Raw genomic sequence first — 16,470 nt, 5'->3', positions numbered from 1 at the left:
TTGACATTTTTAGAAAGAGAGCATATTATACTGATAAAACCGATAAGAAAAAGGGGGATTTTTATGGGAACAGAATTTAATGGTTTATTTGATGAATGGGCTCATACGTACGACTCATTTGTACAAGGCGAAGATATACAATATAAAGAAGTTTTCGCCCATTATGAGGACATTTTAGAGGATGTAGTTAACAAGTCATTTGGCAACGTATTAGAATTTGGTGTTGGTACTGGCAACTTAACAAATAAATTATTACTTGCTGGTCGTACAGTTTACGGTATAGAGCCGTCACGTGAAATGCGCACTATTGCAAAAGAGAAATTACCAAAAGAATTTTCAATTACAGAAGGTGATTTTCTATCATTTGAAGTCCCGAATTCAATCGATACTATCGTGAGCACTTATGCATTTCATCATTTAACAGATGATGAAAAAGACATAGCGATTGCGAAGTATAGTCAATTGCTAAACAAAGGTGGTAAAATAGTGTTTGCTGATACGATATTTGCAGATCAAGATGCATATGATAAAACTGTTGAAACAGCAAAACAAAGAGGTTTCCATCAGTTAGCAAACGATTTGCAAACAGAATACTATACACGTATTCCTATCATGCAATATATTTTTGAAAACAATGGCTTCCATGTAACGTTTACGAGATTAAATCATTTCGTTTGGGTAATGGAGGCAACTAAGCAATAGAAAGAGGGATTAGATTGAGAATTGCTGTAATTGGAGCAATGGAAGAAGAAGTACGTATTTTACGTGACAAATTAGAACAAGCAGAAACAGAAACGGTTGCAGGCTGTGAATTTACGAAAGGGCTATTGGCAGGACATGAAGTAATCTTGTTAAAGTCTGGTATTGGTAAAGTAAATGCAGCGATGTCAACGACAATTTTATTAGAAAAATATAAGCCTGAAAAAGTAATCAACACTGGTTCAGCTGGTGGATTCCATCATTCTCTAAATGTTGGAGATGTAGTTATTTCAACAGAAGTTCGTCACCATGACGTAGATGTAACTGCATTTAATTACGAATATGGTCAAGTTCCTGGAATGCCACCTGGATTTAAAGCTGATGAGGCGTTAGTTGCATTAGCTGAAAAATGTATGCAGGCAGAAGAAAATATTCAAGTTGTAAAAGGTATGATTGCAACAGGTGATTCATTTATGAGTGATCCGAACCGCGTTGCAGCAATTCGTGATAAATTTGAAGATCTTTATGCAGTAGAAATGGAAGCAGCGGCTGTTGCACAAGTGTGCCACCAATATGAAGTTCCGTTTGTAATCATTCGTGCACTTTCTGATATTGCTGGTAAAGAATCGAATGTTTCATTTGATCAATTTTTAGATCAAGCAGCTCTTCATTCTACAAACTTTATCGTAAAAGTATTAGAAGAGTTAAAGTAATGTAACAAAAAGGCAACTGTCTCATATAAAGAAAATACATACAGTTGCCTTTTCTTTATTGGCAAATAAGGGGGAGAACACGATGAATGTATATCGTGGAGTTCATGAGTTAATTGGTCATACACCAATTGTAGAAATTACTCGTTTTTCACTTCCGAAAGGAGTCCGTTTATTTGCAAAGCTTGAATTTTATAATCCAGGCGGAAGCGTTAAGGATCGTTTAGGAAGAGAACTAATCGAAGATGCACTAGAAAAAGGGCTCGTCGCAGAGGGCGGAACAATTATTGAACCGACGGCTGGAAATACCGGTATTGGACTGGCACTTGCAGCGTTAGAACATGATTTACGCGTTATTGTTTGTGTACCAGAGAAATTTAGTATTGAAAAACAAGAATTAATGAAAGCGCTAGGTGCAACGGTCGTGCATACACCGACTGAACAAGGAATGACCGGCGCGATTGCAAAAGCAAAAGAATTAGTAAATGAAATATCGAATTCATACTCTCCAAGTCAGTTTGCGAATGAAGCAAACCCTCGTGCTTATTTCAAAACACTAGGTCCTGAACTTTGGGATGCGCTTAACGGAGAGATTAACATATTTGTTGCAGGAGCAGGAACTGGTGGTACATTCATGGGGACTGCATCTTATTTGAAAGAAAAAAATGTAGATATAAAAACGGTTATTGTGGAACCAGAAGGATCAATTTTAAATGGTGGTAAAGCTGGTTCGCATGAAACAGAAGGGATTGGCCTTGAATTTATCCCGCCATTTTTAAAAACATCTTATTTTGATGAAATTCATACAATTTCTGATCGAAATGCATTTTTACGAGTGAAGGAATTGGCGCAAAAAGAAGGACTGCTTGTTGGGAGCTCGTCAGGAGCAGCATTTCATGCAAGTTTACTTGAAGCAGAGAAAGCGGCGCCAGGCACAAATATTGTAACGATTTTTCCTGATAGTAGTGAGCGCTATTTAAGTAAAGACATATACAAAGGATGGGAATAAAAAATGAGAGCAAAGACAAAGTTAATTCATGGTATTCGCATAGGAGAACCTTCAACTGGAGCTGTAAACGTACCGATTTATCAAACAAGTACGTACAAACAAGAAGCAGTTGGGAAGCACCAAGGATATGAATATTCACGTACAGGCAACCCAACACGTGCAGCTTTAGAAGAAATGATTGCTGTATTAGAAAACGGTCATGCTGGATTTGCATTTGGTTCAGGAATGGCTGCTATTACAGCGACAATTATGTTGTTCTCAAAAGGTGACCACGTCATTTTAACAGATGATGTTTATGGCGGAACGTATCGCGTTATTACGAAAGTATTAAACCGTTTCGGCATTGAGCATACATTTGTAGATACAACAAACCTAGAGGAAGTTGAAGAAGCTATTCGTCCAAATACGAAAGCGATTTATGTGGAAACACCAACGAACCCATTACTGAAAATTACTGATATTAAGAAAATATCTACTCTTGCTAAAGAGAAAGATGTATTAACAATTATTGATAACACATTCATGACGCCATATTGGCAGTCGCCGATTTCTTTAGGAGCAGATATTGTACTTCATAGTGCTACAAAATATTTAGGAGGTCATAGTGATGTAGTTGCAGGTTTAGTAGTTGTAAATAGCCCGCAATTAGCAGAAGACCTTCACTTTGTACAAAACTCAACAGGAGGTATTCTAGGGCCGCAAGATAGCTTCTTATTACTTCGCGGTTTAAAAACATTAGGAATTCGTATGGAAGAACATGAAACGAATTCACGTGCAATTGCTGAGTTTTTAAATAACCATCCAAAAGTAAATAAAGTATATTATCCAGGTCTTGAATCACATCAAAACCATGCATTAGCAAAAGAACAAGCAAATGGATTTGGTGCCATTATCTCATTTGATGTAGATAGTGAAGAAACGTTAAATAATGTACTTGAGAAACTGCAATACTTCACACTTGCTGAAAGCTTAGGAGCAGTAGAAAGTTTAATTTCGATCCCATCTCAAATGACACATGCATCAATCCCAGCAGATCGCCGTAAAGAATTAGGAATTACAGATACATTAATTCGTATCTCTGTCGGTATTGAAGATGGTGAAGATTTAATGGAAGATTTAGCACAAGCGCTAGCATAGTAAAAATGCACTGCTAATATGGGCAGTGCATTTTTATTATATTAATTTGTGAAACATTTCACAAATTAGACATACACAAATGAAATGATTTCATGTATATTGAATTCATGAAATATTATTCACGAATAAACTTGTGAAATGTTTCACAAACAATGAGATTCATGTAGGAAGGTAACTCTATTTTTTTGCGCTAATCGGGACTTATAAAGACCGTGATAACAGAATAGGAGGAAATTTACATGGTAGTCAAAGAGAAAGTTGTAAATGAAATGCAAGAGGTAAAAGAGATGATTGATACGTTAGTAAATAATGGTCAAGAAGCTTTACAAGCATTAGAAAGTTTTACACAAGAGCAAATTGACAACATTGTTCATGAAATGGCACTAGCAGGTGTTGATCAACATATGCCATTGGCAAAATTGGCTGTTGAGGAAACGGGCCGTGGTGTATATGAAGACAAATGCATTAAAAATATTTTTGCTACTGAATATATTTGGCATAATATAAAGAGAGATAAAACGGTAGGAATTATTCACGAAGATCCTCATGAAGAAATAATAGAAATTGCGGAACCTGTCGGTGTAGTAGCTGGGGTAACGCCAGTAACGAATCCAACGTCGACAACAATGTTTAAAGCGTTAATCGCGATAAAAACGAGAAATCCAATTATTTTCGCCTTTCATCCTTCTGCACAAAATTGTTCCGTTGCAGCGGCGAAAACAGTATATGATGCAGCGTTGAAAGCTGGTGCACCAAAGCACTGTATTCAATGGATTGAAAGACCGTCTGTCGAAGCAACGAAGCAATTAATGAACCATGACGGTGTGGCACTCGTTCTAGCAACTGGAGGAGCTGGTATGGTGAAATCAGCTTATTCTACTGGAAAACCAGCGCTAGGCGTCGGCCCTGGTAATGTACCATGTTATATAGAGAAATCAGCACATGTAAAACGAGCTGTTAATGATTTAATTTTATCGAAAACATTTGATAACGGTATGATCTGTGCATCGGAACAGGCAATCATTGTCGATAAGGAAATTTATGATGATATGAAAACAGAAATGATTGCAAACAATTGTTACTTTGTAACAGAGGAAGAGAGAAGAAAATTAGAAAAGCTAGTTATAAATGAAAATACATGTGCAGTAAATAGTGATATTGTAGGGAAATCCGCGCAGTATATTGCTGAATTAGTTGGGGTTACTGTGCCTGAACATACAAAAATACTTGTAGCTGAAATACAAGGTATTGGAGCAGCATATCCATTATCTCGTGAGAAATTGAGTCCAGTATTAGCTTGTGTAAAAGCAAATTCATTAGAAGAAGGATTTACATATTGCGAAGAAATGTTGAACCTTGGTGGTTTAGGACATTCAGCAGTCATCCATTCTACAAACAAAGAAGTGCAAAAGCAATTTGGATTACGCATGAAAGCTTGCCGTCTTATTGTAAATGCACCTTCATCACAAGGTGGAATAGGGGATATATATAATGGATTTATTCCATCACTTACGCTTGGTTGTGGTTCTTACGGGAAAAACTCAGTTTCCCAAAACGTAACAGCGACTCATTTATTAAATATAAAAAGGCTGGCAAATAGAAAAAAGAATATGCAGTGGTTCAAACTGCCACCAAAAATTTATTTTGAAAAACATGCTACAGCATATTTAGCAAATATGCCTAACATTTCACGTGCATTTATTGTAACGGATCCAGGAATGGTTGAGCACGGCTATGTAGATACAGTCGCGCACTATTTACGTAAGCATGCAAATGATGTAAAAGTTGAAGTTTTCTTTGAGGTCGAGCCAGATCCATCAGATGAAACTGTTTTTAAAGGTGCGGAAATGATGAGAAGCTTTAAACCAGATGTAATTATCGCACTTGGTGGCGGTTCAGCTATGGATGCAGCAAAAGGGATGTGGCTTTTCTATGAGCACCCAGAAACAACATTCTATGGAATTAAACAGAAGTTTTTAGATATAAGAAAACGTACATGTAAATATCCGGAATTAGGAAATAAAGCACAGTTTGTTGCAATTCCAACAACATCGGGAACAGGATCAGAAGTGACACCATTTGCGGTTATTACAGATAAGAAAAATAATATAAAGTATCCGCTCGCAGATTATGAATTAACACCAGATGTAGCAATTGTTGATCCACAGTTTGTAATGACAGTACCACCACATGTAACAGCAGACACTGGTATGGACGTATTAACGCATGCAATTGAGGCGTATGTGTCTGTTATGGCAAATGACTATACAGATGGATTAGCATTAAAAGCAATTGATCTCGTATTTAAATATTTACCGAGAGCATATAAAGATGGAAATGATGAAGAAGCGCGAGAAAAAATGCATAATGCTTCCGCAATCGCAGGGATGGCATTTGCAAATGCTTTCCTAGGTATTAATCACAGTTTAGCACATAAAATTGGACCGGAATTCCATATCCCACATGGGCGCGCAAATGCGATTCTTATGCCTCATGTAGTCCGCTATAATGCCATTAAGCCAAGAAAACATGCATTGTTCCCAAAATATGAGCACTTTGTTGCAGATGAACGCTATGCACATATTGCGAGAATGCTCGGGCTTCCAGCAAGCTCAATAGCGGAAGGTGTGGAATCACTCGTCCAAGCGATTATTGCGCTTGGAAAAAGCTTAAATATCAATATGAGTATTGCGGGACAAGGAGTTGCTAAAGAACAATTTGAAGCTGTTGTGGAAATGTTAGCAGAAAGAGCTTTTGAAGATCAATGTACAACAGCTAATCCAAAATTACCGCTCATTTCAGAGCTAAAAGAAGTCTATATGGAAGCGTATAAAGGCGTATAATAGATAAAAAAGAGCCGTAAGTAAGCGGCTCTTTTTTACTTTGGAAAACATCTCCCAGTTTGGTTCTATTTACTTGTCTTTAAGCTTAATAGAATATGATAAAGTGAGGATGGGAGTGATAAGCAAATGAAAGAATTACAAGAAAAAATAGCAGATTATACCCGTTTCGGACAAGTACTTTTGTCTATAAGTACATTTTTAATGATCGGTTTATTAATTCCAAGTGGAGTCAAAGATATGGTGCAGTCTTTTGTTATGATGGGGAGTATTATTGTATTTTTAGTTCTTGCTTTTTTCTTCTTTAAGCGTGTTAGAATGCTGCGTGACCAATTAGAGGAGAGCGAATATGAAGAAAATTGTTAAATAAGGCGCTACGAAAAGAAGAAATCTTTTTGTAGCGTTTTTTCGTTTTTTGTAGAAAATGTATGCGTTTCATGTTGACAATGATAATCCTTATCAATTAAAGTATAATAGTAATCAATGATTATCATTATCAATTAGAGGTGAAAAAATGAAGAAATCTATTACGCTGTTTACAGCGATCTTATCTATTTTTTTCTTATTAATAGGTTGCAGTGCAAAGGGAAACGAAAAAGCATCCGCAACGAAAACAGAAAAAGGAACAGACAAAATCGAAATTACCGACTTCTCAGACAGAAAGGTAACATTTGATAAAAATCCAGAGAGTTTTGCAACATTAAGTATGGGGGACATGGATATTATTCATACTTTGGGTGGCAAAGTAATAGGTCGTCCAGATACAAAGTTAACTCTTCCGGAAGAGTTAAAGAAAGCACAAGTAATTGGGAATGCACATCAGCCAAACTTTGAACAAATTGCTAGCTTAAAGCCGGATGTACTTGTTGCTAATAATGGGTTCCAAAAAAATATTCCAACGGTTGAAGGGCAAGGAACAAAAGTAATCATTTCTTCAGCCAACTCTGTAAAAGACATTCAAAAGAGTATTGAAATGTATGGAACAGTAATGAAAAAAGAAGATAAAGCAAACGAGCTTAATCAGAAAATTAATGATCAAATGAAGAAATATGAGAAAAAGAGCGATGTTAAAGCGTTGCTAGTTTATGGAGCACCGGGCACTTATTTAGCAGCATTACCAACTTCTCTATCAGGTGATATTTTAGAAAAAACAGGCGGGAAAAATATTGCAGCTGGTTTTCCAGAAATGAAAGAATATCCGCAATATGCACAGTTAAGTGTAGAACGTATTATTGAAGCAAACCCGGATGTGATTTATTTAATTACACATGGAGATCCCAATAGCGTGAAAAAAGCATTTGAAGGCGAAATGATGAAAAATGAAGCGTGGAAAAATTTAGAGGCAGTCAAACAAAATCGCATCGTTATTTTACCACCAGATTTATTTGGCTCAAATCCTGGAACAAAAGTGACAGAAGCGATGGACTTTATGTATAAAAGTATACAAGATGTAAGGAAATGATAGGCATGGAGAGTAGTGAAATAGTAAGAGAAAAGAAGCATCCTTTTGCAAAGAAAAGATGGATGATAACAGTTACTTTAGTTGTATTAACTGTTCTAGGTCTTTTTTATGGCCTTTTTGCAGGAAGTTTATCCTTTTCTTTACGAGACATTATAGTGGGAATACAAGATGAGGGTTCGACAGTTCATCGAATTGTATGGGATCTTCGCATACCCAGAGTGCTCGTTGGTTTTATTGTAGGAACATGTTTAGCTGCATCAGGAGCGTTATTGCAAGGGGTTATGAGAAATCCTCTTGCAGATCCTGGCATTATCGGAGTTTCATCAGGAGCAGGTCTTGTAGCAATTATAATTATGATTTTATTTCCTCAGCATATGGCATTCTTACCACTAGGAGCTTTTTTAGGAGCCTTTATTACAGCAATGGTCATTTACGCACTATCATGGCAAAAGGGTGCGCCACCTTCACGAATTGTATTAGTAGGTGTTTCAATAAACGCCTTAATTGGTGCAGCGACTTCAGCGTTAATGTTATTACATAGCGACAAAGTACAATCAGTTCTACCGTGGTTAGCTGGTGGTATTGGTGGTGTGAGTTGGGCACATTTAAATATGATTATTTATTATGCGATATTCGCTATTGTATTAGCTTTCTTCGGTATTAAACATATTCGAGTATTAATGCTTGGGGATGAAATGGCCAAATTATTAGGGCATAACGTTGAAAGAAGTCGGTTTTATTTAATAGTAGTAAGTACAATGTTAGCTGGAATAGCAGTTAGTGTTTCTGGTCTTATTGGATTTGTCGGTCTCGTTGTACCACATATGCTACGTTTATTAGTCGGAAATGATTATAGATATTTGCTGCCATTATCATGCCTTGGTGGCGGAATATTACTTGTTTTCGCAGATGCGATAGCTAGAAGTTGGTTTGATCCAATCGAATTACCAGTTGGTATTTTATTGTCCTTCTTAGGTGGTCCGTTCTTCTTATATTTAATTCATAGAGGAGGAAAACAACGTGATTTCCGTTAACAAAGTGTTTTACGCACATTCTGAAAGATTTCAAATGCAAAATATGAATATACATATTAAAGCTGGAGAAATCGTTAGTTTAATCGGTCCGAATGGATCGGGGAAATCTACTTTGCTTCGTTTAATAGCAAGGCTACTTAAACAAAGCGAAGGGGACATCATTTTAGATGGGAAAAATATTCATATGATGAAGAGTGCTGATGTAGCGAAGCAATTAGCAATGTTACCACAAATGCATGACCATCAATTAGATTTAACAGTGAAAGAATTAATCGAATTTGGAAGAGGACCCCATAAATCATGGAGCGGTCGCTTAAATAAAGAAGATGAAGAAATTGTTGATTGGGCATTGTCTGTTACAAATCTTGAAGGGTATGAATATCGTCTTTTACAGTCTTTGTCCGGAGGAGAAAGACAACGGGCTTGGATTGCAATGACGCTAGCACAACGTACAAATGTCTTATTGTTAGATGAACCAACAACCTTTTTGGATATCGTTCACCAGTTGGAAGTAATGGAACTTGTGGAACGATTAAATGAAGAGTTTGGTATGACAATTATAATGGTTTTACATGACATTAACCAAGCGGCTCAATATAGCGATCGTTTACTCGTATTAAAGCGAGGGAAGATTCAGTATGACGGCGTACCAGAAGAAGTACTATGTCATCAAATGTTTCAACATGTATTTGGCATAGAAGTAGATATTTTTCACGGAAGCGACAAGCCATTTTTTACACCGAAACGAATTTTTAAAAAAGGAGAAGAGAGATGCAAACAGAAGAGCGTATTACCACTGAATTAGTAAGAGAATTTGTTATGGCAGCTCACGGTGATCTAGAAAAAGTACAGGAGCTTTTGGCCGAATCACCTAGCTTACTTCATGCTTCTTATAATTGGGGCGGATCAGATTGGGAAAGTGCTTTAGGGGCATCGGCACATGTAGGCCGTAAAGATATTGCTCTTTATTTACTAGAAAAGGGTGCTCGAATGGATATTTTCACAGCGGCTATGCTTGGTGAACTTGAAGTTGTACAAGCCATTTTAGTAGTACAACCAGAAGCATTATTTGCACCTGGCCCGCATGGCATCTCTCTTCTTCAACATGCACGAATGGGTGGTGAAAAAGCTCAGCGTGTATTTGAGTACTTAACAGTGCTTTCTTAATGACCGCAAAGTTCTTATGTGCGGTAAACTTTCCACTCAAAAGATTGGAAGGTTTACCGCCCGTTAGAACGGGATAAGTATCTAGTATATTTGGAAATCCTACACCCCCTCAATTGTAGTTTTCCTTATGCTAGTTATGATGTGGATGAAGTAGACAATATTTGTCTACTTCTTTTTTTACGTTTGTAAAGAGTGAATATTCTATGTTTTAATGTTGGTTCATTTATAATAGAGAGTAACACGTACTATACATACAAAATATGATCATGTAATCAAGAACAGAATGCTGGGAAGGAGTTTAAAAATGTTCCATACAGATCGCCTACAATTCCGCAAATATACAATGGATGATTTACAGTTCTACGCTTCGTTATGGGGGAACGAGAAAGTAATGCGCTATATTGGAAATGGGACGTTAAAAACATATATGCAATGTAAAAAAAGTTTGGAGGAGTGGGTGCTTCCAAGTTATAAAAATGGTCTCGGTTTATTTGTAATGATTGAAAAGGAAACTGGAATACGAATTGGTCATGCAGGACTTGTTAAGCAGAAGGTAGATGGAAAAGAGGAAATTGAAATTGGTTATTGGTTACTTCCTCAGTATTGGGGGAAAGGATATGCGAAAGAATCAGCGGCAGCATTTCGAGACTACGGTTTCCAAGCATTACAAATGAATAAATTAATTTCTCTTATTAACCCGAACCACCCAGCTTCAATATTTGTCGCCAGAAAAACAGGGCTTAGTTATGAGAAAACAACTTCATTTCATGAGATGGATGTTCTCGTTTATTCCATTAAGCGGGTTGGATGAAAAAAGGTGAATTGCATCTTTTGGAGAATGATATATATAAAATAAAGGGGGGATTACATGTATATTTACCATAATGGACTTATTATTCGTGAGGGAACGAACGGTGTACCAGCATATGCGATTAAGACATTATTTGAAGATGCTGGTTGGAGTAATGACAATATCCCTTCTTGGCAAATTGAAAAGTTTACGATTGCATTTGAAAATTCAACATGGGCTTTCACAATTTGGGATGAAGAAGAAATGGTCGCGATGGTTAGAGTGATTTCTGATCAAATCATGGTTGCTAACATAGTAAATTTAGTTGTGAAGTGTGAGTATAGGGGAAAAGGGTTAGGTAAGAAACTTGTAGCTCTTTGCTTGCAGAAGCTTCCGCATGGCGATTGGTTTGCACATACATCGGCTAACAATTTCGATTTTTATAGAAGTTGTGGTTTTGAAGTAAGAGAGTTATCAAGAAATGGAACATGTGCGTATTATGGGTATCAAGTGGCGAAAAAGGATGGGCATCGATAAAATTATAAGGTAGTGAAGAAAAAGGATTGCTATTTTAATAATATAAACTGAACTGAGACTTATTTTGTGATAAAATAAAAGAAAATTCAGTTTATTAAACGGGGGATAAAAATGAATGTAAAAGTTGGGGATGTATTTAAATACGAAAGAAAGTTTACCGAGGAAGAAGTTTTTGAATTTGCAAATATTACAGGTGATAAGGGTAGACATCATATGGAATATGATGAGAATGGACGATTAATGGTTCACGGTTTATTGACTGCTAGCATTGGGACGAAAGTAGGCGAAGAGTTACATTACATAGCGAGGGAATTGGTAAGTGAGTTTATTAGACCAGTTTTTACAGGAGATACGATTACTTGTGAATTAACTTTAACAAATATTGAACAAATGGAAGGATATAAAAAAGTTTCAATTGAGTCAGTTTATCGCAATCAACAGGAAAAGACCGTACTAGTTGGGACAAGTTATGGAATTATAAGGGAATAAAAAAGAAGCCTGTTATGAAACAGGCTTCTTTTTTATCATTTAATAAACACGTTTTCGATTTTCCGCATGACTAGAGATAAGTAATAACGCAGATTCTTCACCTATATTGCGAACAATATGGGGAACGCATGCATTCCAGGAGAAAGAATCACCTTCTGTTACAACCGCAATATCTTCACCATGTTGAACTTCTAGTTTTCCACGTAATACAAGGTGGCATTCTTCCCCTTCATGGGCATTTGGTGAGTTTTCTTTCGGAAACCCGGTAGGAATTTCTACTAGAGATAGGCGAAGACCACCTTGCTCCGCAACATGTTCAATTCTTTGTTCATCTTTTCCGTATACACTGTATTTACGTTCTTCTTTTTTTACAATTTTCAACCGATCTTTTTGTTCTAATAATAAATAGGGAAGGGGAACGTTTAAAAAATTGGAGATCGTTTCTAAAGTTGAGATAGATGGTGATGTTTTATTATTTTCAACCTGACTCATAAAACCTTTAGAAAGACCTGTTCCTTCACAAATTTGTGCTATTGTTATGCCTCTACGTTGACGAATTTCACGTATTGCAGAACCAATGTTCATAAAAATCAAGCTCCTTTTTGTAAACAACTATTTGTATCATAGCAAAAAAAATATATTTTTTCTCATGAAAAATGAATTGACGAATAAAAAAAATTAGTGTATGTTTTGTAATGTAAATAAAAGTTTTGTATAAGAAAACTATAAAGGAGAGAAAGAAATGAATCAACATATTGGTAACTTAATTATTCGTATCGTGTTAGGGGTAACATTCTTTATGCACGGTTTAACAAAATTCCAATCAGGAATTGACAATATTGCAGGGTGGTTTACAAGCATTGGTTTACCAGGAGGACTTGCATACGGTGTAGCAACAGTTGAATTAGTTGGAGGTCTATTGCTAATTCTAGGCTTAGGCGTAAGATATATTGGCTTATTATTTGCACTTGTTATGGTTGGAGCGATTGTAAAAGTAAAATGGTCAGCTGGCTTGTTAGGAGACGGAAAAAATCCTGGATTTGAGTTAGAACTTGCATTATTAGCAATGGGTGCATACTTATTTGTTGCGAAAGCTGATGGTTTTGTAGATAATTTCTTAAAAGAGAAAATGTCAAAGAAGAACTAATTTAAATGGGGGTATAACAAGATGAGCTTTCAACTTCATCCCGAAACAACACTTGGTGTTGTTCATTTATACGTATCAAATATAAAGAAATCACTAGATTTTTATACGGAAGTACTAAGCATGAAAGTGCTAAAAGAAGAGGAAGCAGTCGTTACATTTGGGAATGAAAATGATGAACCACTCCTTATCATTGAAGAAAAGAAAGAAGCTTTTCCGAAACAAAGAGGAAGAACAGGGTTATATCATTACGCAATTTTATTACCAAATAGACAAGACTTAGCGAACATTCTTCGTCACCTTGTAGAGATGGTATATCCACTGCACGGTGGAGCCGATCATTACTTTAGTGAAGCTCTTTATTTAGCTGATCCAGATGGAAATGGGATTGAAATTTATCATGATCGCCAAAAAGAAGTTTGGCGTGATGGGAATGGAGAGCTACCATTTGTTAGTAACCCGTTAGCTGGTGAAGAATTATTGCAGCAAGGAAGTGTATGGAATGGGTTCCCGGCGGGTACTGTGATGGGACATATTCATTTACATGTAGCTGACTTAGAAGAAGCGAAACGTTTCTATGTTAATGGTCTTGGTTTTGATGTAACAATCCCAGCTCGTAATGGAGCGCTGTTCGTATCCGCAGGTGGTTATCATCACCATATTGGCTTAAATACATGGCAAGGTGAAGGGATACCAGCACAAATGCCAAATTCCGTTGGCTTGAAATATTTCACAATTGTACTAGCGGATGAAAAACAAAAAGAGCAATTATGTGAAAGCTTAAAAAATATTGGCAAGATTGCTACGTATAAAGATGGAATATTACAGGTCAAGGATCCATTTGGACATTGTATCCATTTAAAAATAAAAGGAGAAGCCTAAAAAAGGCTTCTCTTTTTTACTTTCTTATAATTGCTTTTTCGTTTTGTAAAAATAGTTCATCAAATTGCTTCGCAAGTTCAAAATCTAGTTTCGTTAAACCTTTTGCATTCCAAGATGACAAAGTAATAATGACTGCTTTATACTGGATAAGGATAAATGGATGGTGATTATGTTCTTCTGATAGTTTGGCGGCTTCAGAGACAAATTCGACTCCTTTTAAGTAGTCGGAAAACATATATTTTCGTTCAATCCATTTTTCATCTTTTACCATCCATTTATCTACCTTCAATAATTCCTCTTGAACTTCTTCTTCAGTTAATCGTAGCATCATTTTCCACATCCTTTACCTGTAGTAGCGCAAGACCATTGTTAATAAGGCGTGTTACAGCTTCATCAGTTGTGAAAGTAGAAAGTTGCTTTAATAATGCTGCTGATGTTTCATGCCCTTTGTTATGTTGTAAAAGTAATTCTAAAATTTCAAGACGAAGCAACCATTCTTTCGGATAAAATTTATTTAATACTTCTTGGATTGCTACTAATTGATCAGCGTGAGCATCGTGTACAATATTTTCGTTACGAATATCTCGAACTGTTTGATACATACGTTCAAGCTCAGTCAGTACAAGCGGACCAGGAGTTTTTTGTATTTCTTCATCCATCGGGAAGAATGCGGCTGCATCTGCTGCTCCTGGGAATACGGAAGTAATTGTTGAACCAACAGCCATATCAAATGCTCCCCATGAAGGATCGAATAATAAACGATCTTTATGAGTAACTGTGCAATCCATAAAGGAGATAAGAGCAATCTTTTCATTATTCTTTATAGTGTCTGTTACTGTTCCTTTTACATGAATGCCACTTGCAAAAGTAAGTTCTACACTATTTCCAATTGTAATACCTAATGACTGTAACTTTTCTTCTGTACAATCTTCTAATGTGATATTACCCTCTAGTAATCCGACCGGTGTGCCAAATCCATCGTTGTGTACAGATGTAGAATGATTTGCTAACTGTTTATTATGAATTGCTAATGCAGTTGGTGTATTTGTTCTCATGTAAATGACTTCGCCAGTATCATTTTTAATTGTCTCTGTAAATGTACCGGTAATTTGTAATCCGCTACTTAGCTCAGCTGTAGCATGATTTTCGGAGCGAATTGCTTTTTCTAATCCTTCTGTGCCACCTGTTTTGAATGCCATCGTTTCAGAGAACTTCTCAAGTGCCTCAGTCAACTCTTCAAATGATTCACAAACAAATAGCTGTGGCTGCATTTTTGTCACGTCATAAGTTGTCCCTGTGCAAGCTTCAATTGAGAATGGAACTTTTTCTACAGCATCTGTTAAGCAATGCTTGCTTTCACCAACAGAAGAAAGGAGACCAGCACCGTAGATTTTCGGATCGTCTATATTTCCGATCAATCCGTATTCCACTGTCCACCAGAAAAGGCGCGAAATTTGTTCTGCTTCTGATAAACCGGAAACTAAGTTTTGTTTTTCGATTACAGTATTTTCAGCAACTTCAACTTCTTCAGGTGTAGAAGTCGGGCTTTCTTTTACAATCGTTAATGTACGAACAGCCTCAAAAGCCTCATGTTCTTCTTTTGTTGAGAAAGCTTTCGCTCCAATTTGTCCAAAGCGCTTCACATATTTTGCATATGTAGAATCAAGTAAAATCGGTGCGTGTCCTGCTGCTTCATGAACGATATCAGGAGCAGGGGTATACTCGATATTTTCTACTTTACGAATATCTGTTGCGATTGGTAGTAATCCGTGCCCTTGAAAATCGAAGAATGCTACGCCAGGAATAAGTCCGTCAATCGTTACAGCTCCCCAGCCGCTTGGTGCTAAACAATCATTCATTTCTTCTACTTTTGGGATTGCATCTATATTAATACCAGATGATTGTAGTCCGTTAACATAGGATGGATGAGCAACATCTTTTAAGAAGCTATGGTTTTGTCTCATAATGTAACGCCAAACAGCGTGATTCACCGGTGTGTATTGATCATAATGCTGTGTAGATACGAATGGTTTTAAATGTGATGGAATTTCTGTTTTCTTTGTCATTTAGACGTCCTCCTTTTTCTTTATCAAAATGAATACCGGTTTCGTATAGCCTGTACCACCTCCTTTCAAAAATGTAAGCGCTTATAAAATTTTATCATAAGATTCGGAATTATTTAACATTTGTTTCCGTGAGAAATAGAAAAAGCCCCCATCGGAACATCCGATAGGGGCGAAAGAATCGCGGTACCACCCTATTTGTAAGTGGAAATATACTTACATCTCAACTAATGATAACGGAAAAATTCCGTCTTTTCCTTCATGCATAAAAGCACTACGAAAAAGAAGCTCCAGAATTGTAATTCGTACTTATATATGTGCTAATTCCCACCGACCATTAGCTCTCTGAAACAGGGATATAAGATACTACTGCGATTCTTTCAACGCATAATATATGAATTTATTTAAAAGGGAAGGACGCAAAAAAGTCCCTATCGGAATATCCGATAGGGACGATAAAAATCGCGGTACCACCCTATTTGTAAACAAGTAATTGTTTACCACTCA

General features: G+C 36.6%; 18 protein-coding genes and 2 other annotated features (1 of these 20 cut by a window edge). Of the genes, 15 read left to right on the top strand and 3 right to left on the bottom strand.

What is annotated here, in order from left to right:
• Positions 1-63 precede the first annotated feature (63 nt).
• From QUF93_RS23015 to QUF93_RS22955, 13 genes are all read left to right on the top strand, one after another.
• Positions 64-702: a class I SAM-dependent methyltransferase gene (locus QUF93_RS23015; protein ID WP_289360307.1), complete on the top strand. Its 639-nt coding sequence runs from the start codon at positions 64-66 to the stop codon at positions 700-702.
• Between the two features lie 14 nt (positions 703-716).
• Entirely contained in the window at positions 717-1,412 is a 696-nt protein-coding gene (mtnN, locus tag QUF93_RS23010; RefSeq protein ID WP_002015266.1) for a 5'-methylthioadenosine/S-adenosylhomocysteine nucleosidase, read from the top strand.
• A gap of 82 nt (positions 1,413-1,494) precedes the next feature.
• A complete protein-coding gene (locus tag QUF93_RS23005) occupies positions 1,495-2,418 on the top strand; it encodes an O-acetylserine dependent cystathionine beta-synthase (protein ID WP_289360306.1) in 924 nt (307 codons plus the stop codon).
• Between the two features lie 3 nt (positions 2,419-2,421).
• Positions 2,422-3,555: a bifunctional cystathionine gamma-lyase/homocysteine desulfhydrase gene (locus QUF93_RS23000; RefSeq protein WP_289360304.1), complete on the top strand. Its 1,134-nt coding sequence runs from the start codon at positions 2,422-2,424 to the stop codon at positions 3,553-3,555.
• A gap of 239 nt (positions 3,556-3,794) precedes the next feature.
• Positions 3,795-6,398, top strand: a complete 2,604-nt coding sequence (gene adhE / locus QUF93_RS22995) for a bifunctional acetaldehyde-CoA/alcohol dehydrogenase (protein WP_289360303.1) — start codon at positions 3,795-3,797, stop codon at positions 6,396-6,398.
• 126 nt (positions 6,399-6,524) lie between these two features.
• Entirely contained in the window at positions 6,525-6,761 is a 237-nt protein-coding gene (locus QUF93_RS22990; RefSeq protein ID WP_088060069.1) for a YrhC family protein, read from the top strand.
• A 148-nt stretch (positions 6,762-6,909) separates the two neighbouring features.
• A complete protein-coding gene (locus tag QUF93_RS22985) occupies positions 6,910-7,857 on the top strand; it encodes a helical backbone metal receptor (RefSeq protein ID WP_289360302.1) in 948 nt (315 codons plus the stop codon).
• Positions 7,858-7,862: 5 nt separating this feature from the next.
• A complete protein-coding gene (locus QUF93_RS22980) occupies positions 7,863-8,891 on the top strand; it encodes a FecCD family ABC transporter permease (RefSeq protein ID WP_289360301.1) in 1,029 nt (342 codons plus the stop codon).
• On the top strand, positions 8,878-9,696 hold the full coding sequence (locus tag QUF93_RS22975; RefSeq protein ID WP_289360300.1) for a petrobactin ABC transporter ATP-binding protein FpuC: 819 nt from the start codon (positions 8,878-8,880) through the stop codon (positions 9,694-9,696). The genes QUF93_RS22980 and QUF93_RS22975 overlap by 14 nt, the downstream gene beginning before the upstream one ends.
• Positions 9,663-10,058 carry an ankyrin repeat domain-containing protein gene (locus QUF93_RS22970; RefSeq protein WP_289360299.1) on the top strand — a complete coding sequence of 132 codons (396 nt, stop codon included), beginning with the start codon at positions 9,663-9,665 and terminating at the stop codon, positions 10,056-10,058. The genes QUF93_RS22975 and QUF93_RS22970 overlap by 34 nt, the downstream gene beginning before the upstream one ends.
• Before the next feature lie 283 nt (positions 10,059-10,341).
• Positions 10,342-10,869 (top strand): GNAT family N-acetyltransferase, encoded by a 528-nt coding sequence (locus QUF93_RS22965; protein WP_080018471.1) that lies wholly within the window; start codon positions 10,342-10,344, stop codon positions 10,867-10,869.
• A 57-nt stretch (positions 10,870-10,926) separates the two neighbouring features.
• On the top strand, positions 10,927-11,385 hold the full coding sequence (locus QUF93_RS22960) for a GNAT family N-acetyltransferase (RefSeq protein ID WP_002111948.1): 459 nt from the start codon (positions 10,927-10,929) through the stop codon (positions 11,383-11,385).
• A gap of 111 nt (positions 11,386-11,496) precedes the next feature.
• The gene (locus QUF93_RS22955; protein WP_088060057.1) at positions 11,497-11,874 is read left to right on the top strand and encodes a hotdog family protein; all 378 of its coding nucleotides are present in this window, start codon (positions 11,497-11,499) and stop codon (positions 11,872-11,874) included.
• Positions 11,875-11,913: 39 nt separating this feature from the next.
• Here QUF93_RS22955 and QUF93_RS22950 read toward each other — a convergent pair whose 3' ends face one another.
• Positions 11,914-12,459, bottom strand: coding sequence for a helix-turn-helix domain-containing protein (locus QUF93_RS22950; protein ID WP_289375820.1), 546 nt, complete (start codon positions 12,457-12,459; stop codon positions 11,914-11,916).
• 157 nt (positions 12,460-12,616) lie between these two features.
• On the opposite strand from QUF93_RS22950, the gene QUF93_RS22945 reads away from it, so the two are divergent.
• The gene (locus QUF93_RS22945) at positions 12,617-13,021 is read left to right on the top strand and encodes a DoxX family protein (RefSeq protein WP_001071557.1); all 405 of its coding nucleotides are present in this window, start codon (positions 12,617-12,619) and stop codon (positions 13,019-13,021) included.
• Positions 13,022-13,042: 21 nt separating this feature from the next.
• Positions 13,043-13,900, top strand: coding sequence for a VOC family protein (locus tag QUF93_RS22940; RefSeq protein ID WP_289360297.1), 858 nt, complete (start codon positions 13,043-13,045; stop codon positions 13,898-13,900).
• A gap of 16 nt (positions 13,901-13,916) precedes the next feature.
• Here QUF93_RS22940 and QUF93_RS22935 read toward each other — a convergent pair whose 3' ends face one another.
• Both QUF93_RS22935 and QUF93_RS22930 read right to left on the bottom strand, forming a co-directional pair.
• Positions 13,917-14,231 carry a 4a-hydroxytetrahydrobiopterin dehydratase gene (locus QUF93_RS22935; protein WP_016086202.1) on the bottom strand — a complete coding sequence of 105 codons (315 nt, stop codon included), beginning with the start codon at positions 14,229-14,231 and terminating at the stop codon, positions 13,917-13,919.
• The gene (locus QUF93_RS22930) at positions 14,212-15,966 is read right to left on the bottom strand and encodes an aromatic amino acid hydroxylase (RefSeq protein ID WP_289360292.1); all 1,755 of its coding nucleotides are present in this window, start codon (positions 15,964-15,966) and stop codon (positions 14,212-14,214) included. Before QUF93_RS22930 ends, QUF93_RS22935 begins: the two co-directional genes overlap by 20 nt.
• A 162-nt stretch (positions 15,967-16,128) precedes the next feature.
• Positions 16,129-16,356: a binding site (T-box leader), on the bottom strand.
• A 52-nt stretch (positions 16,357-16,408) separates the two neighbouring features.
• Positions 16,409-16,470 (bottom strand) — a binding site (T-box leader); it runs 167 nt beyond the window's last position.

It is taken from the genome of Bacillus hominis, from assembly GCF_030348325.1.
Classification (GTDB): domain Bacteria; phylum Bacillota; class Bacilli; order Bacillales; family Bacillaceae_G; genus Bacillus_A; species Bacillus_A hominis.
This window is presented reverse-complemented; position numbering and strand designations above follow the sequence as displayed.